Here is a 22,313-nt window from a genome sequence, read left to right on the forward strand (position 1 = left end):
CGCAGTCAGTAACTGCCAGCAATACGATACAGGTTTATCAGAATAACGGCTTACTCAATATCCCCCGCTATACGGTAACCTCATCAGATACCGGCATTGCATCTGGTTTTACTACCAGCCGCACCAGCACTTACTCAACTACTATATACGCCGGAGCCAAATTGAATGATGTGGTTACTTTCACTCTGAAGAATTATAACTATTCCGCCACATATAAGGTAGAAGAGTTACTGAAGAGTCCGGCAATTGTTTTACAATAACAAATTAATGAATGAATATGAAAGCGATTAAATTTTTCCTATTGTCAACCTTGATGCTCACATACACCATAGGTACGTATGGGCAGGATAAGAGCCACTATATGCCCCAATTTGCCATAAAGACCAATGCACTCTATTGGGCTACCACTACCCTTAACCTCGGTTTCGAAGTCGGTCTCTCCAAAAAACTGACCCTCGACGTGTCCGGCAACTATAATCCCTGGAAATTCTCAGACCACAAGCAGATTAAACATTGGTTGGTTCAACCGGAACTTCGCTACTGGCTCTGCGAACGCTTCTACGGACACTTCTTCGGCCTGCATGCCCATTATGCAGAGGCCAATGTCAGCAATCTGAATATATTAGGACTGGGACACGAACGCTATCAGGGCAACATCTACGGAGCCGGCATCTCTTACGGTTACCAATGGATACTCAACAAGCGTTGGAGTATGGAAGCCGAAATCGGTGTAGGCTATGCCCGCATAGATTATGATAAGTACAACTGCGGCAAATGCGGAACCAAGCTCGACAGCGGACACAAGAACTACTTTGGCCCTACTAAGGTAGCATTAAACATCATATACGTCATAAAATAATATAGTCATGAAAAAGAAACTGATATACTTCGTCTTGTGCCTCGTCGCCACACTGCCGGTCGGTGCACAGAAATTCTATAAAGATGCCATCAGCATCACCAATGCTTCCTTGTGGCAACAAGGAGAGTCACTCTATATAAATATGCAGATTGACATGCGGAACCTGAAAGTCAGCAATGACCGCACCCTGACATTAACTCCCGTACTGACAGGTCCGGACAATAATATCGTATTGCCGGAAATCGTTATCAACGGACGCAGAAGGCAAAAGGCCTATCTCCGTGCCATAGCTTTGGATAAGGCAACTACTATGGAGATACCTTACAATACTCAGGAAGTTCTGAACTACACACAGGTCATACCTTACGAACCATGGATGGAAAATGCTTATCTGAATCTGGAAGAAGATTTATGCGGATGCGGAGGACACCAGGAGGTACTGACACAGGAAATGATTATGAACGGAGTTTCTACGGAAACCAAACGTCTGGCTGCACTGCAACCTGTCCCGTCTTACATTCAGCCGAAAGCAGAAGTAGTAAACGCACGTAGCGAACAATATGAAGCTCATCTCGATTTCCCCGTAGGCAAGTCCGTTATTCTGCCGGATTTCATGAGCAACCAGACGGAGTTGCGGAATATTCGGGAAATGTTCAATAAGGTACAGAATGACAAGAAGTTGACCATTACCGGTGTTTACATTGAAGGATTTGCCTCCCCCGAAGGACCGCTTAAACTCAATGAGCAACTCTCTAAGAGCCGTGCTGAAGCGTTGAAGAAATACCTGTCCGTACACGAACAGATTCCTGCCAATCTCTACAATGTCTCCTTTGGCGGTGAAAATTGGGAAGGACTGGTAAAAGCTCTGGAAGCCTCTAACATGAAAGAGAAAACCAAATTCCTCAATATCATCCGAAACACCAGCGATATAGCCCGCCGAAAAGAGGAAATAAAACGTGTAGGTGGTGGCGCTCCCTATCGTACAATGCTAAAGGAACTATACCCGGCACTCCGTAAAGTGAATTGCCGCATAGACTATACGATTGCCAATTTCAAAGTAGACGAAGGAAAAGAGATCATCAAGACACAGCCCCAGTATCTCAGTTTGAACGAGATGTATCTGGTGGCCAACAGCTATCCCAAAGGTGGTGACGACTTTATCAAGGTTTTCGACATCGCTATACGTATGTATCCTGATGATGAAGTAGCCAACTTGAATGCTGCCGCTGTAGCCTTGTCTAAAAAAGATTTGCCTGATGCCCGGAAGTATCTGGATAAATCCAATAAACAGACAGCCGAATATGCAAATAATAACGGCATCTACTACCTGTTGAGTGGCAATAAGGATCAAGCTATTGTTGAATTTACCAAAGCAGCCCGGAATGGCAACGAAGCAGCCCGGTATAATTTGGAAGAAATAGAAAAAGTGATAAAGAAGTAACAGAGAGAATAGAATAGAGAATCCCCGGAACTGATTAAAATTCCGGGGATTTTCTATTTTTATGTATCTCACTCAATTACGATGTAAAAGTAAATCACACACGGTTTACTTCAAAGAGAAGCTATGATTTTGTCTCATTAGCCAAACATCAGGATAGCTACACCCTTTGGTCCGGATGGTGTAGCCCTAAGCACAAAAGGGTGTAGCCATTCCGGACAAAGGGTGTAGCCTTATTATACGATTGATATAGAACCGATTACAAACGATTTATTCGTCAAAAAGGAAAAGCCAGAATTGGGGTAATGGCAGAAGCGTGTAACAAAAGAAGAAAGAGATAGGGATTTATGACCAACTTTGGCGAATAATCCTACCCAAAATACCCACAAGTAGGGATTGATAAAACCAATATTTTCTTTCAACTTTGTAACAAGAATCAGATAAAATGAAAAGTCTTTATATAGTATTGCTTATTACGATAGCTTGGACGTCTGCTCTACCGGTACAAGGACAGGACTCTATTAATATAGGAACCCGCCATTCTTTATTCTCCAACATACTGAATGAAGAAAGGATGTACTGGATTTATGAACCGAAAAAACAACCGGGTGAAGAAGAAAAAGACTACCCAGTTCTCTACTTATTGGATGGAGATGTATTTTTCCATTCCGTAGTAGGTTTTACCCGTTTCTTTACTTCTTCAAGGGTTTCTTCATTACCCCCTTGTGTTGTAGTCGCTGTTTTGAATACAGACCGTACCAGAGATTTCACCCCTACCAGTTCGGCTGCACGAAGGGATGGCAGTATTCAGCCCGGAGACACTCCAAAAGGTGGAGGAATGAAGGCTTTCTATCGTTTCTTAACTGAAGAGCTGCGCCCGGAAATAGAAAAAAAAGTTTCTGCCAACGGCCGTAACTTCTTAGTAGGACATTCATACGCAGGTTTATTTACCCTACAGGTCCTACTCGACTATCCTGAGTCGTTTGATACCTTTATGGCAATAGATCCCAGTTTATGGTGGGATCAAGGGATCTACCTGAAGCAGGCAAAACGAGAAGCGCATAAAAAGGATTTCACCGGCAAACAGTTATATGTTGCGTTTGCCACCCAGCAACGCCCCAATGTGAAACTGAATCAATTCTCATTAGCGGACAGTCTGAAAGTAAATATCATCCCAGATATGGAAAATCAGCATTTGCATGTTATTTATAAAAAGTTTCCGAAAGAGATGCACGGAACCGTTGCACTTCCGGGAATATTTGATGGAATAAAGTCTTTATTCCGGCACTAACTCCACAAGTGAGTACTCTTTGTTACGATCTCTTTTATACTGTTAATAATCCGAATTGTTTAACCACTACCAAAAACCGTAACGCCGATTTTTTTGTTTCAATAATGGGGGAATAAGTTTTGCCCGAATCCTAAAACCGAGTAAAATTGATTATCATGAGAAAAGAAGTTTCTGAAGTATTTGCAAAAGAGCAATCTAATGATTGCTGTATTAATCTGTATCTGGAAGAATGTGGCTGGTGTGCCTACGAAGTATCAGCTTATCTGCTAATGAACCTTTTAGGAGGAAAATGTATCGTCGAAAAAATAGAGAAATGCGGATTAATGCTTGTCCGCGCATTTCTGAATATAGACTTATTGGGGGGCATTAACTATGGTGAATACCGCTACGCCGGTCTGAATTCCTATAACCTGCAATTGGTAGGGACAAATAAAGTCGATAAAAATTCATTTATCCACTGGAAAAAGAATATATAGGGCATAACACTGAAACAAGCATTTTAAATGATATGGAAATAAAGCTCTGCAAACTGATTTGCAGAGCTTTATTTCTATATATATCTATTGGCTAATATCCGTCACCAAACGCATAATCTTATTTCTTCAGGCCCGCCTTAAACATTACATAAGTATATGCATCTCCCGAACGGACAAATATCCCATAATCTCCATAAGGCCCGGAGATATGATTGATGCTTTCCAGCAATTTAACCTTTAATTTCCCATTTACGAATTGTATATCAAAAGAATTGCTATCACTATCCAAATAATCGCTAAAGCGTAATTCTGCATCTTTCGGTAATGTATATATCTCATCTCCAACATCATCCACATTTCCTATAACGGTTTCATATTCGGGTAAGCCATTTTTTTCCGGATATGCCAACACAAATTTCAGTGTCGCTCCCGTTGTAGTGCCATCCACTGTTATGGGAGATATAACATAGGCTTTATAATAACCAGATTCAATTATTACAGCTCTTTTTCCCGAAGGGAAATCCAGGAGAACATCTCTATCATAGATATGATATAAATGTCCGGGAACGACAGCCATTTCATTAGCAAGGTTATCCAATGAAGGTTTTACGGGTGTTCCAAGACCGGAAGCTTCTCCCATATCGGCAATATAACAAGTAGAGGTTTTAAAATTATTTGAGTTATTGATATATACATCCGATTTTCCTAACAAGGTTTTCCCGTTTCCTTCATTCATCATGTTTAGTGTAACGCTTCCTTCCGGGTCTTTGTTGTCATCATCATCGCCACAGCTTACAAAGCCGATTGAACAGAGGAATAGTAGTATTCCGAATAATTGTTTTGTTTTCATAACTGACTAAAATTTAATTATATAGTTTAAGTTTCGTCTAATTCAGCACTTCCGTTAAGTGCTCTAAACCACCAATAGTAACCGATTTTAGAATCTGAATATCACAGGCGGATTTTGTCTTTTGCTTTGCGGTAAAAGTACTACTTTAATAGATAGGATTGCAAATATACATGATAATTAACACGCTAACCTATCAAGAGCAAATACTTTTTCCTTTTAGCTGACTAAATCACAAGCAAACTTCTTGCAGATATCGTTTGTTCGCAAACATTGCATATTTCTCATTTCATCACTGTGACAATATGAAAAACACGAAGATAACACTCTAAACTGAATAGGTTTGTTCTAAACTATAATGTCCAAAAAATCGCCTCCACGTATCCCTAGAAGGAGGATTAAGCTTTAAATATTTACGTACGTCAATGTGATCATTCCAATCGTTACTCGTCAACCATCCTTTTCCCTTATCAAACCAAGCTAATTTACCTGGATCTGATTTTAACAAACTTGCATTAGGCCGTCTTTTTTCTACAGTATTATGCTTTACCTTTTTAGCTATAGTTTCTGCTAAAACTTTAGCAAATTTAGAAGAATTCAAATCAACTCCCGGCTTCATCTCTTCCGACATTGTCGAAGTAGCCGAAGACAACTCCTTAGCCGCTATATCTTTATCTTCTTTCTTTTCAGCCTCAAAATATTCAGGATACGTAGCTTGATCCCCATGCTGAAATATTGCATCTTGAGGGACATTTTCCAAAAGAGCGCTTCCTTCTTTAGTTTTAATCTGCTTACTCGGATCAGTTATCCCATTCATTATATTAAGCATTTTAGCCTGTCCTTCTCCATCCGTAATTAACTTTCTACCATTGTCATAAACTTCATTTATATCATAATCACCAGTATAAAGAAGCTTTTCCCACGTATCAGGAGCATATTCTTGATAAACAGGTACAGATTTAAGGGGAATACATACATGTTCTATATCCCCAGAACAAACATTTATTTTGTAGGGTTCCAAAGATCTATCTTTAAAGGGCTGTTTGTAGTTATCACTTAAATCAGATGATTTCTTCTTTAGGTCATTTATTTCTCTCAACCTATCAGTTCTTTGCATACCACAACATTCATCCATAGTCTCTTCTCGACTTTCCTCCGTTCTTACCCTTGCTTCTGCAATTTCGAACTCTTCATCCGCAATCTTCTTTATTGCGTCATCTTCTTTACCTATTTCAATATTAGTCACTAATGCATTCAGTGGCTTTTTCCCATTATCTCCTCTGTACCCAACATAGCCTTTAACACTTTCTAATGAAATACCCATTTTCTTTAATTCTGTTTCATCTTCTTTTGATTTTATACTTTTATCCAAAACAGAATGAGGCTTTGGTAATGCTTTTCCTTCATTAATTCTATCTATTGAGTTTTGCCCTGTTTCCCGAATGGCTAAGACGTAATTACCTGATCCAGCTCTTTCATTTATTGCTTCAAAATGTCTCTCTGTTACGAAAGTTGCAAATGCCTTTTTAGCTTTTCCTTTATCGCTAAATTCAGTATACTTTTGAATGGGAAAACCAGAGGGGCGTCCAAAATGCATTTGTAAAGCCTCATTCAACGGCATCTGTTTGAAAGACCTAGGATTAGAGTCAATAGTACGCCGTTGTAATCCTTGTTGATGAATATAATTTCTCATAATAGTAGATGTAAAAGTTGTCTAAAATAAATTCAGCCAAGAAAAGAATACAAAAAAAGAGAACGACTTTCATCATTCTCCTTTGCGGTGCGTACGGGGCAGTAACATATATACTTACTGACACATAGTGATACATACAGGTACATTGATTGTCTTGTGATGCAAGGAAGTTTGTTGCCTACTGTTTCATTGTATATCACAATATACCACAGAATTGAGACCCAGATTGAGACCCGTGTTTTCAATATGACTACTCGTCATATCAAGGCAGACACACGTCATATTCTATCAAATCACTATATGACGGCTCGTCATATTTTTATGCAAAGGAACGATTCTTGAAAAAATCTTGTCGAACAATAGAATTAGAATATGAACAAGAAAGATTTGTGTAATGCTCTTGCAGAGAAAACAGGGCTGACTAAAACAGAAGCTCAAAAAGCCTTTAATGCTGTTATTGAAATTATAGCCAATGAAATGAAACGGAATGGCAGAATCACCCTTATCGGTTTCGGTTCGTTCTCCGTCAAACAGAAAGCTGCGAGGAAAGGGATGAATCCGACTTCTTTCGCCCCGATTGATATTCCTGCTAAAAAGGTTGTAAACTTTAAGCCCAGTATCTATCTGAATCACCTCTTAAACGTTAAGAAAAGAGGGAGAAAAAGGAAAGGCGAAAATAATATCAGCTTATAACATACTTGTAATTATATCGTTGAGCATATCTTCGGCTCTCTGGTCATAATCCCGATTAGACAAATGGCTTTCAAGTTCATCAAAGCCGTTTGTCTTTTCGATTATAGACAGCAATGTCCTTAAATCATAAAAATCGGTCTTCTTGCGCTGAATGTTAGCGGTATTAATGTATCTGTCAAACTTAGAGGAAAACAGGTATATAGGAGACATTACACAAATTCCATTTATAGAAGATGCAAACTTTGTATTGGCGCAATCATAATCTATCAGTATGTCAGTCTCTATCTTGACTTTCTCCAGTTCTAAGGAAACCATATAGTCGGAACTGTCCTCTATGCCAATCCCGAATTTGCTACCCACCTGTTTGACGAACCTGTCCCTTTCCTTATTGGCAAATGAAGTCCAAAAATCAAGGTCATTATCAGATCTGTTTCTCCAAAACGGAATGGAGTAATACCTACACAGCAAGTCTATTGCCGTTCCACCGATAAGGTATAAGCCATATCGGGTGGCGGTCTTTACAATCTCCGTATCGTATGGAGTGTATTGTTGGAATAGTGGTAGTGTATTGCTCATTGATTGATAAGGTCAAGGTTAATAAGCAGGTAACCGTCCAAGTCTTGGCTCTCGTCCGTATATAGGTAATCTCCTATAATATCCCATACCAAACCCGAACCTACAACCGATTGGAACAGGCTCGACAGATTATAGACATCTTCCAATGTAAGCCTGCAATCTTCTTTCCCTACAAACAGCAATTTGCATTTCTCGTTAGGTTCTATCTTGATTAGATTTTTCGTGATTGAACGGATAATCTCGTTAGTCAGATTAGTATAATCAAGCGACAGGATGCAATTACTCTCCTTGCTTATTATCTTGAATTTGAATATTTTCCTTTGCATGGGATTTTTTGCAACAAAGGTAGGTTGGTGGTTACGACAGAATTAGACGTAGGTAACAGAAAAAGAGCCACTGCTCCGTAATTGGAATAATGGCTCTATGGATATGAGTTAGTATGGCTTATTCATCTAAATTATCAAAACATTCTCCATTAAATTTTAAACGTGCAATTCCTGTATTTCCATTTCTGTTTTTGGCAACAATTATTTCTGTCTTACCATGCAAGTCATTACCATTTTCATCACTATAAATTCTATAATATTCTGGACGATGAATAAAACATATCACATCTGCATCTTCCTCAATGGTATTACCACGTAAATCTCTTAGTTTAGGACGTTTGCCCTCTATTCCATCACAATCTTCTGCACCACGATTCAGTTGACTGAATGCTATAATCGGAATATTCAAGTCTTTAGCCAATGCTTTTAATCTACGTATAATATAAGCTATTTCCTCATTTCTATCTGAGAATAGAAGTCCTGCGTTCATTAATTGTAGATAATCAACAATAATCAGTTTTATTTGAAAATCACTAACCAAACGGATTGCTTTTTGGTATAATTCGTGTATGGACAATGAGGGAGAGTCATCAAGGTAAACAGGAGCAATATCCATTTGCTTTTCAGCATCTTTAAGTCTGCGTTTTTCTTCTTCGTTTAAAGTATCCGTATAACCATTGTCGTAAACCTTTATTTTCGCTCCATCCACTTTGCTTAATGCCATACGGAATCTGTTTATAGCTTGATTACTTGACATTTCAAGAGAAAAGAAAGCAGTAGGTATTCTGTTCTTTACTGCTATTTCTTTTAATAGAGACACTCCAAAGGCTGTCTTTCCCATTGCAGGACGAGCAGCAATAACAATCAAGTCGCCATTGTTCCATCCATTTGTTATTTTATCCAATTCTGGAAATCCCGATTTTATATTCGGTTTTTTAGTTCCCTCTAATCCATTTCTTCCAAAGCATTTCATATTTTCTAATTTTTATGATTAATACATTGCAAAGTTATTACTTGACCTGCGACATTTTTTGACGTAGGTTTTGTTTATTTACGAAAACAACCGCTATAATTTTTCATAATCATAGCGGTTGGTATAAAGAAATTATTTCTTATTCTTCAAGAAACTCAAGTCGGGTTCATGGTAACGGCTTGATTTCAGTATCTTACCGTCCTCACGATAGATCGGTTTTCCATTTTCGTCCAACTTGCTCATATTGCTTTCATGTACTGCATCGAATATACGTTCAAACTCGTCCTGCAATCCGTGAGAGACAACTGTTCCCAGCAAGGTATAAGCTATATCGGCTAATTCTTTGGCTACCGCTTGCAGCCGTTCATCCTCTGTATCTCCTGTGATTGCGTATTCTTCTGCATATTCATCAACTTCTTCTTTCATCACACGCATACGAAGTTCATGCAAATCTTGGGGAATGCGCAAAGTTGGATGTTCATTTATATACAAGCCAAAAGACCGATGAAATTCTTCTAATTGTTTGAGCTGCTTTTTCATACCCTAATTTATTTGTATTATGTTAGTGATAGGATTAGGTGTTGATTCCGTAATTTCCACGTTACCGTCTATATCAATCGTTCCGATAACAGATTGGCTTGTACTATATTGAAAACCTGCAAAATACAATAAATCACAACCGTCCATTGTGTAAATGGAACGAAAATCAATTCCTTTGCTTGACAAGTCCAATTCCTTGATACTGTAGTCCTCTAATGCTATAATATCCAATTTATCCACAGATTTCCGTGCATATAAAGCATTTGCTGTAACATAGATGGAATAATCCTTAGTGAAGAATCCGTTTAGATTAACAGGAATTTCTGTCAATGTCCTTGTTGCAAGTATATATTCGTATGTGCGTCCATAAACATTTATCAGCATCGTAGCCCTACGTTCGTTCCATTTCACTTGTATATCGTTGGGCTGTGATATACCCCAGTAATCAAGAAATTCCGTTTCTGCCATAATTTGACTTTGGAGTTCTTGTTTCTCACTCAACTTGCTAACTACAAGTTTGTAAGAATCATATTCTCCACTCACAGCCGTGAGATATAAATCCTCGTTGTCGTGAGAAACAAAAGCGTTTCCGTATTCTGTTTGGGGGATAAAATTAGAAATGATAAATTGTTGCATACCATATGACGGACGGATGTATCTATAATCGTAGAAGCACATTCCTTTATTATTCACAACAAATTGAGCTTGGGGTACTGAAGCCTGTGCATACATTTCCAATCTCAAATTTGTAACATCTTGTGTATGGATTTTATACAAGGCAAGACCAGAATATTGCGTTGCATAGATATTTTCTTGTTTATCTGTTATAGCGTTCTCTCCATTTAGTCCTATACCTAAATCATATATCGCTTCTGTCTCTTTATTAATGAGGTAAGAGTGTCCTCCACCTATTATTGGATCAAGAAGTATATTCCCATTCTCATCAAATGAGGGTTTATAATTTATAGGTCTTTCTGTGTTTATCATCAGATACGTTTCATTAATATCCCATATTTTAGACAAATCTTTTATTCTAACCGTATCACCCTTATTGTCAATCCACGATAATTCCATGTCTCTACCGTCTTTCTTAATCTGTCGATATTGGGCAGCAGAAGAACGGGTATTAGTTCCACTCGTATAGATATACTTTGCATCTTTGATATTCAGCCCCACAATATCACCGTGTTGTGGCGGTTGTGGCAGTTCATCATCATTACTACAAGATACAAGAAAAAAGGCTGTACAAGCAGCCAATAAATACTTCAATTTCATAATGCTATTTTTTAATATTATTAGTAATTCTATCTGATAATTCTTTCAATCCTATATCATCTAAGCTTTTCAGCTTAGCTTCTTTCCCAATCAGAAGAGGGTGTTTAGGATAACCTTTCGTGGTAGCTTCGTATGCTTTGAAATGATAATTCCCACTGAACAGGCTGATTATACCTTGTATGTTCTTATCTTCGTTTCCGAATAACAGATCAGACAAGTATGTCCGTTTTGCATCGTTAATGACCGCACCCCAAGCGCACCACACATCTGCCCGTTCAATGGTGGACAACAATTCTTCTATGGCTGCAAGATTGCGCAAATGAATCTCCATGTTGTAAGTATCGTCCGTATCCATGTTGTTCGGATTGGTCGCTCTTTGGGGATAGACATTCAGCATATACCATGCTCCATATTCACCGCTTCTTTTTGCGTAGTCTTGCACCCTCCTCAATGTCGGGTCAAGGAAGTTTGGCATTGCCATGCTGGGATTAATACCGATGCAAATCAATACATTCCGTTTATCCGTATCGAATTGCTCCCCTAACACGTAGCGAACATCTGTAAGTTCACAGTCATATTTTCTACGATATTCAGCTGAAATGTCATAGTCATACACCCAACCGCCTTTTACTATTTTCTTACCCATAATCTTATGTCTTTTTATGTATGCTTATTATTACTAAGCACAAAGATAAATCTTTTTTTCAACTTTACAATTTCGAAAACAGGGTTTTATGAAGTCAAAGGTCGATTTATTCGTCATTAATAAGGTTCGGGAGAAACGAAAGGAACTTGGCATATCGCAGCGTGGACTGGCTGCGATATTGGAATGTTCACCCAGTTTCATAGGACAGGTGGAGAGCGATAAATTTGACATAAAGTACAGCGTACACCAAGTTTTCCTTATCGCACAATTTTTCGATTGTTCCCCTGCCGATTTCTTTCCTCCTATCAATTTTGACATATAAGCCTGTTTTTTCCGCAAAGGTAAGATTAGGGGTACGTCAGTTTAAGTCGGTGGTCTAATATCTTTCATCACTGACGAGAAAATGGCAAAAAAATACCGTTACATTGCTGCAACGGCTCATGCAAATAATCTGGCAATAATTCATTTATAATTGGATAACATCTTTTGTATTCTGTTCTTTATACTTTCCCTCAATGATAACGGAGACAACACCTCTATATGTTCTCCATAACTCATTATCCTGTTCTCCAATTCGGGATTAATTATCAGATGCAGAGTGATAACATCATCCTCTATTATCTGTGAGGAATGGATTGGCAACGAATGGAGATAGGGCAACATGGAAGGAGAGACCTTCAACCTGACTTCTTCTATCGGGGCAGTCGGATTGTTGTCGGGTTCATAGACAAGCCCATACACATCATCAAAGCGTTTGGCAGTTTCTTCCAATGCAGGTTCTCGTTGGAATACATCGTCTGTTATTATAAGATTGTGTATTCTGTCCAACCCGAATGTACGGAACGATTTCAACTTATCCACAAAGGCAAACAAATACCACATACCCTCAAACTCTTTCAGCAAGTAGGGACAGACGGTATAGTCTTTGGTTTCTCCCGACTGGTAATTATAATGGGAAAAGCGGACAACCGTCTGATTTTGGATAGCCCTCAACAGCCACCCGATATGTTCCACTCCTTTTGCACGGGGATCGGGGCTGACAGCAAGATATTGCAGCAGCCTGTTTTTGTCCCTCATGGTAGAGAGGGCAATATCCGAGCTTTCCGCCAATCCTATAAAATACAGCAACTTGTCTAATTCCAATGTACTGTCAGTCTGTGCAAAGTAGCCGTTCTTCTTTTCATCATATATGATTTCAATGTCGAAGTTGCTGCGTATCTCTGCCAAGTCCCTTTGGAAAGTCCTTTCTCCAACTTCCACGTCATATTGCTTCATATATTCAAGCAGGATATGTTTGCTCGGATAATCATTCCGCAATATTCTGCGGATTATCAGATAATGTCTGCGTATGGTGTTCTTTGTAGGCATACTATTTCTTTTTCTTGCTTGCTTCTTTTGCGTCTCTTACAGTTTTTCCAATAGAAGATAAGAATTTCTTTACTACTTGGTTTTGTTCATTTTTACCGTCAGGATTAAGCAACGCTTCGGATAACCCCTGTATGGTTTGCAACTTACTTAATCGTGCTTCATCAGCTTTACGCCCCCATTCATTAAACTTGTTCCGATAGGTGGTTACCGTACTTATCGGACAGCCTATTACCGCAGCAATAAACTTATCTGTATCATCCATTGACATATCAATGCCAACAGCATCAAGTAAGGTTTTCAATATAAACACTCCGTCTATGGTGTTGAAGTCAGGATAACCAACCTTGGACAGCAGTATCAAAAGATTATAAGAATAGTCTCGGACACACTCTTCCCAGCGTTTAATATCAAAGGCACACTTTACATTTATTTTATCGGAAAGGGAGTCCAAACGGGAAACAACCGTTTCAAGTTGTATTGTATATTTCTTTAAGGATGATATTTTTATACAATCTAAGTCTTTGTTTCGCTTCTTGCCCTCTCCATTAATTTCGGTGTATAATTTCTTAAAAAACTGCTCATCTTGGAATAGTTCCACTATGTTTGTTTCCGATTTCATGTAGTCAAACCTGTCTGTATGATACTTTTCCCTTAGATACTGTTCATGCGCCAACCAATACGTATCGGTTGGTGTCTCGTCATAGTCGGAGAAATCTTCCTTATACGTTACCCCGTTATAAGTAAACTCATTTGCAGTCAAGTCGTGCATCATTTCAGGATTAAACACGATTTTCCCTTCAAACATATTATTGTCGGGATAATATATACGATTATTCTTAAAGAACACCTCTAATGCATTCCTCAACCTAACCTCCGTCTTTTCCTTATAATGCTCATTTAGGGACAATTCGTTTGTAATAATATCGCATATTATTTCAGTAGAGGATTCTGCAACAAAGATAAACTCCTCTATACTCTTTCTGTATTTCAATTCTTTATCGTTCATTGTTTTACTTTTTTGTATTATACATTTGGTTGAAAGAATGTATGCCTGCTTAACGCAATCGCATTCTCTTCCTTGGATATTCGGATATACTTCATAAAACTGGTTTCCGTGCTGTGTCCCGTTATCTGCATGATAGACAAGCTCGGTATTCCTGCCCTATAAGCATTGGTAGCAAAACTTCTTCGGGCTGTATGGCTGGTTACCATGTCGCACTTCTCATGGGTAATCTCATGCTTGATTCCACCCGATGTCTCGACCACGGAGACAAAGTTAGTGATTCCCGCCTTACGGCACAATTTTTTTAATACTCTGTTTGTACTTTGGTTAGACTGCACGGCAGGCGGTTGGTTTCCATACTTGCGGAAAATGGCTTCCACTTTAGGGTGCATGGGGATTACCACAAGCGTATTGGTCTTTTGGGTTACAATCGTCAGCAGTTTGTTGTCAAAGTCCAAGTGTTTCTGCTGTAAGCGTGCTATATCAGAATAGCGCAACCCTGTATAGCTTGATACAATAAAGCTGTCCCTTACACAAGATTCTCCCTCGTTGAGTTCAAGGTTGTAGAGGTTATCCAATTCTTTCTCCGTCAGATAGACCGTTTCCACATTTTCCTTATACACTTTGAACTCTCTGCGCTTAAAGTCGTCATTGGCGGTATAGTTGTTCTCGTAGGCATACCGTAACATAGCCTTTATGCTCTTGACGAATTTTCCTATCGCATTCGGCTTGTATTTTCCACGGGAATGGCTGGCTTCATTCATAAATTTCACAAAGTCATTGTAGAAGTTCACGGTTACACCGTCCAATCTCAACTTTACTCGCCTATTGGCGCAATACTGCTTTACGATTTTCAGAGTTGAAGCATAGCTCTGTATTGTACCTGCTGCCAGTCTTCCCCCTTTGCTGTTCAGTATAGTTCCGTCTTTACAGAGGGAAATGTAATATTCCATGAAGCTGATGAAGTCTGCAAACATCCGCTTTTCCTTTGTAGCTTGGTTCAATTCTTCACGCAACTTTGTCCGCACTGTATCCACGCTAGGATAGATTTCGTGTAATTTCATTTCCTCCAACACCTTGATTAGGGCATTGGTGGTTTTCTCAATCTCTTTGTTGATATTGCGTAATATCAGTTGCAGCCGTATATTCCCTTTCAAGTCGGGATTCCGTTTGCTGTCCTCTATGGCACACCCCATTTCCTTGTCCCAATGTCTGGGTTGTATCTTGTACTCGACAGGCAGATAGAATGTCAGTCTTTCACCATGCAGATTCACCCGAAGCCTGATTGTGGAAATCGGCTTCGTGGCATTTTTCAAGGAGAATCTGATTACATCTTTACAATAGAAAAAATCTTTCTTAGACATATCAATACTTTTTTATTCTATCATTTTTCTTTCAAGAATCGTTCCTCTCAATATCATGTACATTTACTGTTTTCAAGTGATTTGGTACTGATTGGAATCGCATAATATGACGGCTTGTCATATTTTGTAACAAGGCTTTCATTTATAGTGAGTGTCAATCATTTGGTTAATTACCACACACTCCCAATACCATATCTTTAGCCTTAGTTCATGCTTTTGCTTTCCAGTTTTTCCCTGATTTCCTCAATAATGCTATTGGCATTCGTGGACTGTTTTTTCCAAGCATGAGCCATTGATTTTACTTTGTTCATTGCCCGTCCCAACGCACATCGTGAATTTGGTCCATACAGTCTCCTGTCTTTTATATCCTGCTCTATTGTCTTTAAGTTGAATTTATGAAAACAGAGTGTACAGAACAAGGTATAGTCGGTAAAACCATTAATAAGTGATGTATCAGCAGCCTTGCTATTGGCAGAGGGAGTAAATATGCAATCAAACTGTTCCAATAGGATATTCGGATTGCCACGCATGACATTGTAGTATGATGTATCGGATATTTTCAGCTTTTTCATAATCATCCTTTTTGTTTCCATTTTCAGTTCAAACCTTGTCTTCTTTTCATAATGCGCCATAATTTCTGTCGGGTTGCTCACCATTTTTAGAAATGGTTTGTTCTTGCCTGTGAGGATTTCCATTTCTTTGTTGTAGATGTTCAGTTCCTCTTGACAATCTCTTGTCTTTACATCTTTCTTGAAACAGATACTTTCCCCCATATAACGCTTCCAGTTATATCTGCGATAGTCGCCTGTGCATAGATTCAGTGTATTCAGTATGGATTCTGTGAGTTCCATATCCACATCTTTTGTAGCATGGAGTTTATTGAAAGAGCAATCCTCAATAATGGCTTCCACATTAAGTTTGCAGATACCCAACCTCTCTATGTTCCGTAATGCTTGTGGAAAGGTGTCCTCTGATATAAGTAGGGGATAATCTTCCAACAGCAATTTAGAGGAGAACTCTATGGTCATTCTCTTAGACTGTCTGTTGGCATGGATATAGAGGGAGAATGGCACAAGCCCACGATTGTTGTGATTGGCTTGTGAGTTAAACTCTATAATTGAAAATTCTCCCGTCTCCATATCAAGTATATGCTTGAAAATATGCTCTTTACCCTCAATCAATGAAATGTTATCACTACTTGTACAGAATCTTACTGTATCAAACTGCAGTTTATTGCTATTAATTGTTTTTCTCATTTTTTGTTCTGTTTTTAGATTGCAGATAATCAGAACATCATTTGCAATCGGGTTAATATTTTATTGTGCTAATCACGTTATCAAGGTGGATACAAAGAACCGACTTGGTAGGTTTCATAGACACGGGGCAACCACCTTGATATTAATTGCCCCGTGCTCCTGTGCTTAATAATGAAATATATCCTGTTCGTCAACCAACCGTAGAGCGTGCATAATATCGCTGTAAGAGAACTGCATGTCAATCATTTTTAAGGCAATGGTGGCAATGCTCTTACGATGTCCCACAAACTCACAATTCTTAAGATAATCAAGATGTGGATAGACATCGGCTGGTATCCTGTTTTGCAACAAGTGGAACTTTATTTGTTCGGCTTCTGCCTCTCCGTCAAATTCAGGATAAAGCGTAACCCGTACACCCGTTTCACGCAAATCCTGTATCACGTTAGGATGATATAATGCAATACCAAACTTACCCTCATGCCCGGTAGCCAGCCACGTACGATGTGGATCTATGATTGACATAACCAACGCATCAACAGGAGATGTTACCACGCCAATATGTTTTGCCCCATTGATTCTCTGCATACCAAAGAGAGTGGGTAGAAATGTTAGGGCGTACCCCTCGATTAATTCACACGCAAGAGAATAATACTTGTCACCACACGGAACAGATTCGTATTCCACATGGGAGTTCTGTTTTTTGGTATGTTGGATAAGCGCATCCCCGTCTCCGTCACGGACAATCATTCCTGTGTCGGGGTTAAAGAGTGCCATCCTAACATCACGAATTTTTTCGTTTTTGCTTTTGAATGCCAAGATTGCTGCATAATCACCTTTATAGCAGCACCTCGTATCAATTCTGACTTCAAATGAAGCCAAAAGAGAATCAACCACCTTTTCAGGAAAATAAGAATGCAGGAATTTTGCCAACGTACTTTTACCGCACTCGTTTGGAAAGCGATATACTCGCTCTCTGGTTATGAAGTCCATAACCCGCATCTGTTTTTTTTTCATATTTTTATTCGTTTTTAGTGATTAATAATTGGTTAATGTCTTTTTCCGCAAATAATAATCGGCGATAGACTCGTTTTGCAGGCAAATCGTTATTGACTGTCATCCGATACAGTGTTGAACGAGATACCTTGAGAAGTTCACAAGTCTCTGCAACTGTAAAGTAGCGTTCAGAGGCTTTTTTCTTTACCTCTCCTTTCAAGGAAGAGATTTCCACTCGGATTTCCTGCAACAGCCTTATCAGGTCTTGCAGCTCCATTTCTTTAATTAAATATGTTTCTTTTAACATATTAAATGGTTGGTTTAAAGTTTTATGGCAAAATCGCCTCTATCATACCATAAAAGTGACAGCGAGGTCGCAAGGAATGTATTTTACTGTAAACCAATATATTATATTCCGATATACAGTTTTTAACAATTTAGATATTGTATAAATTTGTAGATTTTGTAGATTATGCGTATTTTTGTAGAAAATAATTCTAAAAAATATATGGGAAATCACGGTATAAAATGTCCTTATTGTAACAAAGAGGAAGATATTGTCAAAAATGGAATAATCAAACATAAAGCCAAAGAGAGGCAACGTTTTTTGTGCAAAAACTGCAATAGAAACTTTTATCCAGAGTTTACGCAATCCAAAATTGACAAATGCCGACAAGCTATTATCATGTATTTGGAAGGTATGAATAAAGTAGAAATTGGGGCTATCCTAAAAGTGGATCGTTATGACGTACGACGGTGGATAAAGAAATACGGAAAAGATTTAGAAGAGATAAGAAACAACAGGATAGTAGAATCTATGAAAATAGAAGAAGTCTATGCTGTAACTCCCAATGAAAGCAAGGATGCCGAATATCCATACAAAAACACATACCACAACGATGGATTTACAATTATTGAAAAAGAAGATAAAACCCATATTACATTCTTGAAAGGCAAGCAACGATTTACTGTTGTTTTTAGAGCAAACAAAGAAAAACCAATTGAACATATATTGGAGCCAGAATAACACTGCCAATTAGTAGCCAAAACAGACCTCAACCGACTGCCAACTTTTGATGAAAGAAAGAAAAAGTAACAGGCTGAACGTTTCGGGAGACCAATGGGGAGACCAACTTTATTTGCGTGAATGAATAATGGGGTGATAAGAGTTGGTATTCTGCCTACATACTATAATAAGGTATAGAACAAAAACGGTGTAGCCCACAGTATGCGTATTGTACTGTGGGCTACACCGTTGGTCTCCCTGTCGGTATCAATCAGGGGACTATGCAAAAATTATTGGGGTATTTCGTCAAAACATGAACACAGCGATTTGTGGGAAAAGGCTATTTGCAGACAGGAATATAATAAGAGGGTGGTTTACAGCAAACCGCAATGTATCAGAACGCATCACGGTGTGTCATTAGATTGGTCTCCCGATTGAGACCCCAAGAAAAAAGCCCTTGAAAGTGATTGACTTTCAAGGGCTTTGAAATGTTGTTGCGGTGCGTACGGGACTCGAACCCGTGACCCCATGCGTGACAGGCATGTATTCTAACCAACTGAACTAACGCACCATTATTTCATTTTTCACTTGCCATCTCTCTCGATTGCGGATGCAAAGGTAGACATTTCTTTGAAACTTGCAATAGCCCGAAAGAAATATTTTTCATCTTTTTTAAAGTAGCCTTGATTATAAGATATTTATATTACCTTTGTATGATAAAAAAAATATAGTAACAAATCAAAGATGAACTAAAAGCAAGAAAAAACCATGAGAAATACTCCTATTGAACGTAAACTGATTGACGAAACCATCGAAGCATTTCAGATTGCAGACTTTGGAAAAGCAACCATCCGTGAAGTAAAAGCTATCGCTGCCAAAGCAGAAGCAGAGTCGGGTGTGGAATTCATTAAAATGGAAATGGGCGTGCCGGGACTACCAGCCTCAGCCGTAGGTGTGAAGGCCGAAATAGAGGCCTTACAGAATGGCATTGCCAGCCTCTACCCCGACATCAACGGATTGCCTGCACTGAAAGAGGAAGCTTCACGCTTCATCAAAGCTTTTATCAATGTAGATTTAAAGCCGGAAGGCTGTGTGCCCGTAACCGGTTCTATGCAGGGAACTTTTGCATCATTCCTCACTTGTGGCCAATGCGATGAAAAGAAAGATACCATATTATTCATCGACCCGGGCTTCCCCGTACAGAAGCAGCAGCTAGTCGTTATGGGACAAAAGTTCGAGACTTTCGATGTATATGATTACCGTGGTGATAAACTGAAAGAGAAATTGGAAAGCTATCTGATGAAAGGTAATATCTCGGCCATCGTCTATTCAAACCCGAATAATCCCAGTTGGATATGTCTGAAAGAAGAAGAGCTGCGCATCATCGGAGAACTTGCCACGCAATATGACGTTATTGTCCTCGAAGACTTAGCCTATTTTGCGATGGACTTCCGCCAGGATTTGAGCAAACCGTTCCAGGCTCCTTTCCAGCCCTCAGTAGCACATTATACAGATAATTATGTATTGCTCATTTCCGGTTCCAAAGCATTCAGTTATGCCGGACAACGTATTGGTGTAAGCTGTATTTCAGATAAACTATACCATCGCTCCTACCCTGGCCTGACGAAACGTTACGGTGGCGGTACATTCGGTACGGTATTTATCCACCGCGTACTCTATGCTCTTTCATCAGGAACAAGCCACTCCGCACAATATGCCCTTGCCGCTATGCTGAAAGCAGCGAGCAACGGACAATATAACTTCCTGAACGAAGTGAAAATATACGGTGAACGTGCCCACAAGCTGAAAGAGATTTTCCTTCGCTACGGCTTCCACCTGGTATATGACAATGATTTGGGTAATCCTGTTGCCGACGGATTCTACTTTACAATCGGATATCCGGGCATGACCAGCGGTGAGCTCGCCAAAGAACTGATGTATTATGGTGTCAGTGCCATTTCACTGATTACTACGGGTAGTCATCAGGAAGGTTTACGTGCCTGTACTTCATTCATACAGGATCATCAATATGCACAATTAGAAGAACGGATGGCAATCTTTGCAGAAAACCATCCGGTATAATAGAATAAAAGAATAAACTTACCAATTAGTGCCGGTATCCCACCACAAACGGGTGCCGGCATTATCATCTCCTCCCAAAGCTTTCACCAATGCACGGTATTGCTCCGGATTTTCTGTTTGTAATCCTCCGGGAAAGTTTAAACGGCGAATCATGATTTCCGTATCAACGCAGCCATCCTTACTATGATTGAAACGAACAGGAAAAAGACGTGGATATCCGGTTCTGCGCTGTTCCGCCCAGGCTTCACATCCTTCGGGAAACATTGCCAGCCATTTCTGCGTAATGATCTTCTCCAACTTCGTATCCCGGTCAGCTGTTTCAATCCACTTCGGTGAGACTTTACAATAGGCTTTTATATTATTTTCAGCATCAAATGTATCCACAAAATCAATTGGCAATTTATCACTATTCAAATACGAATCAGTCTGCATGATACCATATTGATGTAGAGAGGAAGTAATTCCTTTTTCATAGCATATACCGGCATCTTCATCTGTCCAGTTCCTCAAAGCGGCTTCCGCACGCAGAAACCATACCTCGGCAGCAGTCATAAGAACCGCATCCGTTGACTGAGTAGTCTTCAGTTTCGACAAACCCATATAATTGCTATGAGAGAAGCAAGTCCCCTGCCGGATTCCACGATACTGTCCTTTAAACGACTCATCCTGACATGTGGCAAAAAAGACAGTACGCCGAGGATCTTCATAACCGTTCATGATAGACTCCATTGGAGCACTCATATAAGTTTCGTTCCACACCAGATTGAGTTCTCCCAACGGATTGGTATACCCTTTCTTTGTAGATACCGCCACCGGTTCATTTTCCGCTTCCAACATTCCATATTCATTATTAAAAGCTTTCAGGAACTCTGAACGGGCTTTCTCTTCATCCACTGTAGCTATCCGCATTGCAAGCCGCATTCTCAATGAATTGGCAAACCTTATCCACGAAATGTATTCGCCATCCATCAGTATATCAAAACGGGAAAACTCAGCAGCTTCCGGATTTGACTCCACATAACCGGTAAGGGTACTCACAGCCGTATCTAATTCACAAAAGAACTCTTTATAAACCGCTTCTTGTGTATCGGGCATATATTCTGCGTTAGGATCAGCAAACCGTGAATAAATGATAGGACCATAATAATCCGTAACGCGATGCATCACTTCCACTTTCAGAATCTTGGTGACTCCGAAGAAACCCGGATGTTTCTCACGCGTTGCATTCTCCGACTGGTATATCTGTGGAAAAATATACGAGTAGGTATGTCCCCACATTGCACTGTTCCAACCATCTTGCAAATTATAGTCCGAATTATGGCTACCTCCATTCAATGGTTTTCCATCATGCATATATCCACTGAACATGTCTGCATTCAGGTTCTGCGTCAACTGGAAAGGCCAGTTCTTACCCTTTCCATAATCATAATTGAAGTAAATGCCCTGCTGAATCACTCCCAGACGAATACCATGTTCATTATAATCAATCTGCAAATCTTCATCCGTAATTCCGGATAAATCCGTATTGATATCCTTAAAGTCACCCGTGCAAGAAGCCAGAACTAACAGAACACCGAATATCCAACCATATCTTTTCATATCAATCCT

At 39.4% G+C, this 22,313-nt stretch carries 23 protein-coding genes and 1 tRNA gene; 8 read left to right on the forward strand and 16 right to left on the reverse strand.

Going from position 1 to position 22,313, the window contains the following annotated elements; all coding sequences use genetic code 11:
• Window positions 1–313: 313 nt before the first annotated feature.
• From BN161_RS22055 to BN161_RS22070, 4 genes are all read left to right on the forward strand, one after another.
• Entirely contained in the window at window positions 314–859 is a 546-nt protein-coding gene (locus tag BN161_RS22055) for a DUF3575 domain-containing protein (protein ID WP_394332311.1), read from the forward strand.
• A gap of 7 nt (window positions 860–866) precedes the next feature.
• A complete protein-coding gene (locus tag BN161_RS22060; RefSeq protein ID WP_044270292.1) occupies window positions 867–2,300 on the forward strand; it encodes a DUF3868 domain-containing protein in 1,434 nt (477 codons plus the stop codon).
• A gap of 442 nt (window positions 2,301–2,742) precedes the next feature.
• Window positions 2,743–3,588, forward strand: coding sequence for an alpha/beta hydrolase (locus tag BN161_RS22065; protein ID WP_044270294.1), 846 nt, complete (start codon window positions 2,743–2,745; stop codon window positions 3,586–3,588).
• 155 nt (window positions 3,589–3,743) lie between these two features.
• Entirely contained in the window at window positions 3,744–4,064 is a 321-nt protein-coding gene (locus BN161_RS22070) for a hypothetical protein (protein WP_007218240.1), read from the forward strand.
• 118 nt (window positions 4,065–4,182) lie between these two features.
• On the opposite strand, the gene BN161_RS22075 is transcribed toward BN161_RS22070, so the two are convergent.
• Together BN161_RS22075 and BN161_RS22080 are read right to left on the reverse strand one after the other, a co-directional pair.
• Window positions 4,183–4,914 (reverse strand): DUF5036 family protein, encoded by a 732-nt coding sequence (locus tag BN161_RS22075; RefSeq protein ID WP_044270298.1) that lies wholly within the window; start codon window positions 4,912–4,914, stop codon window positions 4,183–4,185.
• A gap of 325 nt (window positions 4,915–5,239) precedes the next feature.
• Window positions 5,240–6,604: a hypothetical protein gene (locus BN161_RS22080; protein WP_167332565.1), complete on the reverse strand. Its 1,365-nt coding sequence runs from the start codon at window positions 6,602–6,604 to the stop codon at window positions 5,240–5,242.
• Window positions 6,605–6,976: 372 nt separating this feature from the next.
• Here BN161_RS22080 and BN161_RS22085 point away from each other — a divergent pair, with 372 nt between their 5' ends.
• Window positions 6,977–7,297 (forward strand): HU family DNA-binding protein, encoded by a 321-nt coding sequence (locus BN161_RS22085; RefSeq protein ID WP_044270303.1) that lies wholly within the window; start codon window positions 6,977–6,979, stop codon window positions 7,295–7,297.
• Here BN161_RS22085 and BN161_RS22090 read toward each other — a convergent pair.
• The 6 genes from BN161_RS22090 to BN161_RS22115 all read right to left on the reverse strand — a co-directional run bounded on the left by BN161_RS22090 (window position 7,292) and on the right by BN161_RS22115 (window position 11,633).
• Window positions 7,292–7,873 carry a hypothetical protein gene (locus BN161_RS22090; RefSeq protein WP_044270305.1) on the reverse strand — a complete coding sequence of 194 codons (582 nt, stop codon included), beginning with the start codon at window positions 7,871–7,873 and terminating at the stop codon, window positions 7,292–7,294. The genes BN161_RS22085 and BN161_RS22090 overlap by 6 nt on opposite strands.
• Window positions 7,870–8,199: a hypothetical protein gene (locus BN161_RS22095; protein ID WP_044270307.1), complete on the reverse strand. Its 330-nt coding sequence runs from the start codon at window positions 8,197–8,199 to the stop codon at window positions 7,870–7,872. Before BN161_RS22095 ends, BN161_RS22090 begins: the two co-directional genes overlap by 4 nt.
• A 118-nt stretch (window positions 8,200–8,317) precedes the next feature.
• Window positions 8,318–9,172, reverse strand: a complete 855-nt coding sequence (locus BN161_RS22100) for a DnaB-like helicase C-terminal domain-containing protein (protein ID WP_044270309.1) — start codon at window positions 9,170–9,172, stop codon at window positions 8,318–8,320.
• A 132-nt stretch (window positions 9,173–9,304) separates the two neighbouring features.
• Window positions 9,305–9,712 (reverse strand): pyrophosphohydrolase domain-containing protein, encoded by a 408-nt coding sequence (locus tag BN161_RS22105; protein WP_044270311.1) that lies wholly within the window; start codon window positions 9,710–9,712, stop codon window positions 9,305–9,307.
• A 3-nt stretch (window positions 9,713–9,715) separates the two neighbouring features.
• Complete coding sequence (locus BN161_RS22110; protein WP_044270313.1) at window positions 9,716–10,987, reverse strand: hypothetical protein; 1,272 nt, start codon at window positions 10,985–10,987, stop codon at window positions 9,716–9,718.
• Window positions 10,988–10,991: 4 nt separating this feature from the next.
• Window positions 10,992–11,633 (reverse strand): DUF1643 domain-containing protein, encoded by a 642-nt coding sequence (locus BN161_RS22115; protein ID WP_044270314.1) that lies wholly within the window; start codon window positions 11,631–11,633, stop codon window positions 10,992–10,994.
• An 88-nt stretch (window positions 11,634–11,721) separates the two neighbouring features.
• Between BN161_RS22115 and BN161_RS22120 the strand changes: the two genes are divergently transcribed.
• The gene (locus BN161_RS22120) at window positions 11,722–11,955 is read left to right on the forward strand and encodes a helix-turn-helix transcriptional regulator (protein ID WP_008620337.1); all 234 of its coding nucleotides are present in this window, start codon (window positions 11,722–11,724) and stop codon (window positions 11,953–11,955) included.
• A gap of 140 nt (window positions 11,956–12,095) precedes the next feature.
• On the opposite strand, the gene BN161_RS22125 is transcribed toward BN161_RS22120, so the two are convergent.
• The 6 genes from BN161_RS22125 to BN161_RS22150 form a co-directional block, all read right to left on the reverse strand.
• On the reverse strand, window positions 12,096–13,001 hold the full coding sequence (locus tag BN161_RS22125; RefSeq protein ID WP_044270316.1) for a helix-turn-helix transcriptional regulator: 906 nt from the start codon (window positions 12,999–13,001) through the stop codon (window positions 12,096–12,098).
• Window position 13,002: 1 nt separating this feature from the next.
• A complete protein-coding gene (locus BN161_RS22130) occupies window positions 13,003–14,007 on the reverse strand; it encodes a hypothetical protein (RefSeq protein ID WP_044270318.1) in 1,005 nt (334 codons plus the stop codon).
• Window positions 14,008–14,024: 17 nt separating this feature from the next.
• Entirely contained in the window at window positions 14,025–15,368 is a 1,344-nt protein-coding gene (locus BN161_RS22135) for a tyrosine-type recombinase/integrase (RefSeq protein WP_044270319.1), read from the reverse strand.
• 203 nt (window positions 15,369–15,571) lie between these two features.
• Complete coding sequence (locus BN161_RS22140; RefSeq protein WP_044270320.1) at window positions 15,572–16,624, reverse strand: hypothetical protein; 1,053 nt, start codon at window positions 16,622–16,624, stop codon at window positions 15,572–15,574.
• A 165-nt stretch (window positions 16,625–16,789) separates the two neighbouring features.
• Window positions 16,790–17,638: a DUF6371 domain-containing protein gene (locus BN161_RS22145; RefSeq protein WP_044270321.1), complete on the reverse strand. Its 849-nt coding sequence runs from the start codon at window positions 17,636–17,638 to the stop codon at window positions 16,790–16,792.
• A 4-nt stretch (window positions 17,639–17,642) separates the two neighbouring features.
• On the reverse strand, window positions 17,643–17,924 hold the full coding sequence (locus tag BN161_RS22150) for a helix-turn-helix domain-containing protein (RefSeq protein WP_044270322.1): 282 nt from the start codon (window positions 17,922–17,924) through the stop codon (window positions 17,643–17,645).
• A 165-nt stretch (window positions 17,925–18,089) separates the two neighbouring features.
• Here BN161_RS22150 and BN161_RS28290 point away from each other — a divergent pair, with 165 nt between their 5' ends.
• Entirely contained in the window at window positions 18,090–18,644 is a 555-nt protein-coding gene (locus tag BN161_RS28290; RefSeq protein WP_125910904.1) for an IS1 family transposase, read from the forward strand.
• 476 nt (window positions 18,645–19,120) lie between these two features.
• On the opposite strand, the gene BN161_RS22160 is transcribed toward BN161_RS28290, so the two are convergent.
• Window positions 19,121–19,194, reverse strand: a tRNA-Asp gene (locus BN161_RS22160).
• Between the two features lie 197 nt (window positions 19,195–19,391).
• On the opposite strand from BN161_RS22160, the gene BN161_RS22165 reads away from it, so the two are divergent.
• A complete protein-coding gene (locus BN161_RS22165; RefSeq protein ID WP_044270323.1) occupies window positions 19,392–20,705 on the forward strand; it encodes an aminotransferase class I/II-fold pyridoxal phosphate-dependent enzyme in 1,314 nt (437 codons plus the stop codon).
• Between the two features lie 18 nt (window positions 20,706–20,723).
• On the opposite strand, the gene BN161_RS22170 is transcribed toward BN161_RS22165, so the two are convergent.
• Window positions 20,724–22,304, reverse strand: coding sequence for a SusD/RagB family nutrient-binding outer membrane lipoprotein (locus BN161_RS22170; protein WP_044270341.1), 1,581 nt, complete (start codon window positions 22,302–22,304; stop codon window positions 20,724–20,726).
• Window positions 22,305–22,313: the final 9 nt, after the last annotated feature.

Origin of the sequence: Bacteroides timonensis, from assembly GCF_000513195.1 — a bacterium.
Classification (GTDB): domain Bacteria; phylum Bacteroidota; class Bacteroidia; order Bacteroidales; family Bacteroidaceae; genus Bacteroides; species Bacteroides timonensis.

What these genes read in the sequence shown, in the direction of transcription:
- BN161_RS22055 (WP_394332311.1), top strand. Translation starts at nt 314, where the DNA reads ATGCTCACATACACCATAGGTACGTATGGGCAGGATAAGAGCCACTAT.
- BN161_RS22060 (WP_044270292.1), top strand. Translation starts at nt 867, where the DNA reads ATGAAAAAGAAACTGATATACTTCGTCTTGTGCCTCGTCGCCACACTG.
- BN161_RS22065 (WP_044270294.1), top strand. Translation starts at nt 2,743, where the DNA reads ATGAAAAGTCTTTATATAGTATTGCTTATTACGATAGCTTGGACGTCT.
- BN161_RS22070 (WP_007218240.1), top strand. Translation starts at nt 3,744, where the DNA reads ATGAGAAAAGAAGTTTCTGAAGTATTTGCAAAAGAGCAATCTAATGAT.
- BN161_RS22075 (WP_044270298.1), bottom strand. Translation starts at nt 4,914, where the DNA reads ATGAAAACAAAACAATTATTCGGAATACTACTATTCCTCTGTTCAATC.
- BN161_RS22080 (WP_167332565.1), bottom strand. Translation starts at nt 6,604, where the DNA reads ATGAGAAATTATATTCATCAACAAGGATTACAACGGCGTACTATTGAC.
- BN161_RS22085 (WP_044270303.1), top strand. Translation starts at nt 6,977, where the DNA reads ATGAACAAGAAAGATTTGTGTAATGCTCTTGCAGAGAAAACAGGGCTG.
- BN161_RS22090 (WP_044270305.1), bottom strand. Translation starts at nt 7,873, where the DNA reads ATGAGCAATACACTACCACTATTCCAACAATACACTCCATACGATACG.
- BN161_RS22095 (WP_044270307.1), bottom strand. Translation starts at nt 8,199, where the DNA reads ATGCAAAGGAAAATATTCAAATTCAAGATAATAAGCAAGGAGAGTAAT.
- BN161_RS22100 (WP_044270309.1), bottom strand. Translation starts at nt 9,172, where the DNA reads ATGAAATGCTTTGGAAGAAATGGATTAGAGGGAACTAAAAAACCGAAT.
- BN161_RS22105 (WP_044270311.1), bottom strand. Translation starts at nt 9,712, where the DNA reads ATGAAAAAGCAGCTCAAACAATTAGAAGAATTTCATCGGTCTTTTGGC.
- BN161_RS22110 (WP_044270313.1), bottom strand. Translation starts at nt 10,987, where the DNA reads ATGAAATTGAAGTATTTATTGGCTGCTTGTACAGCCTTTTTTCTTGTA.
- BN161_RS22115 (WP_044270314.1), bottom strand. Translation starts at nt 11,633, where the DNA reads ATGGGTAAGAAAATAGTAAAAGGCGGTTGGGTGTATGACTATGACATT.
- BN161_RS22120 (WP_008620337.1), top strand. Translation starts at nt 11,722, where the DNA reads ATGAAGTCAAAGGTCGATTTATTCGTCATTAATAAGGTTCGGGAGAAA.
- BN161_RS22125 (WP_044270316.1), bottom strand. Translation starts at nt 13,001, where the DNA reads ATGCCTACAAAGAACACCATACGCAGACATTATCTGATAATCCGCAGA.
- BN161_RS22130 (WP_044270318.1), bottom strand. Translation starts at nt 14,007, where the DNA reads ATGAACGATAAAGAATTGAAATACAGAAAGAGTATAGAGGAGTTTATC.
- BN161_RS22135 (WP_044270319.1), bottom strand. Translation starts at nt 15,368, where the DNA reads ATGTCTAAGAAAGATTTTTTCTATTGTAAAGATGTAATCAGATTCTCC.
- BN161_RS22140 (WP_044270320.1), bottom strand. Translation starts at nt 16,624, where the DNA reads ATGAGAAAAACAATTAATAGCAATAAACTGCAGTTTGATACAGTAAGA.
- BN161_RS22145 (WP_044270321.1), bottom strand. Translation starts at nt 17,638, where the DNA reads ATGAAAAAAAAACAGATGCGGGTTATGGACTTCATAACCAGAGAGCGA.
- BN161_RS22150 (WP_044270322.1), bottom strand. Translation starts at nt 17,924, where the DNA reads ATGTTAAAAGAAACATATTTAATTAAAGAAATGGAGCTGCAAGACCTG.
- BN161_RS28290 (WP_125910904.1), top strand. Translation starts at nt 18,090, where the DNA reads ATGCGTATTTTTGTAGAAAATAATTCTAAAAAATATATGGGAAATCAC.
- BN161_RS22165 (WP_044270323.1), top strand. Translation starts at nt 19,392, where the DNA reads ATGAGAAATACTCCTATTGAACGTAAACTGATTGACGAAACCATCGAA.
- BN161_RS22170 (WP_044270341.1), bottom strand. Translation starts at nt 22,304, where the DNA reads ATGAAAAGATATGGTTGGATATTCGGTGTTCTGTTAGTTCTGGCTTCT.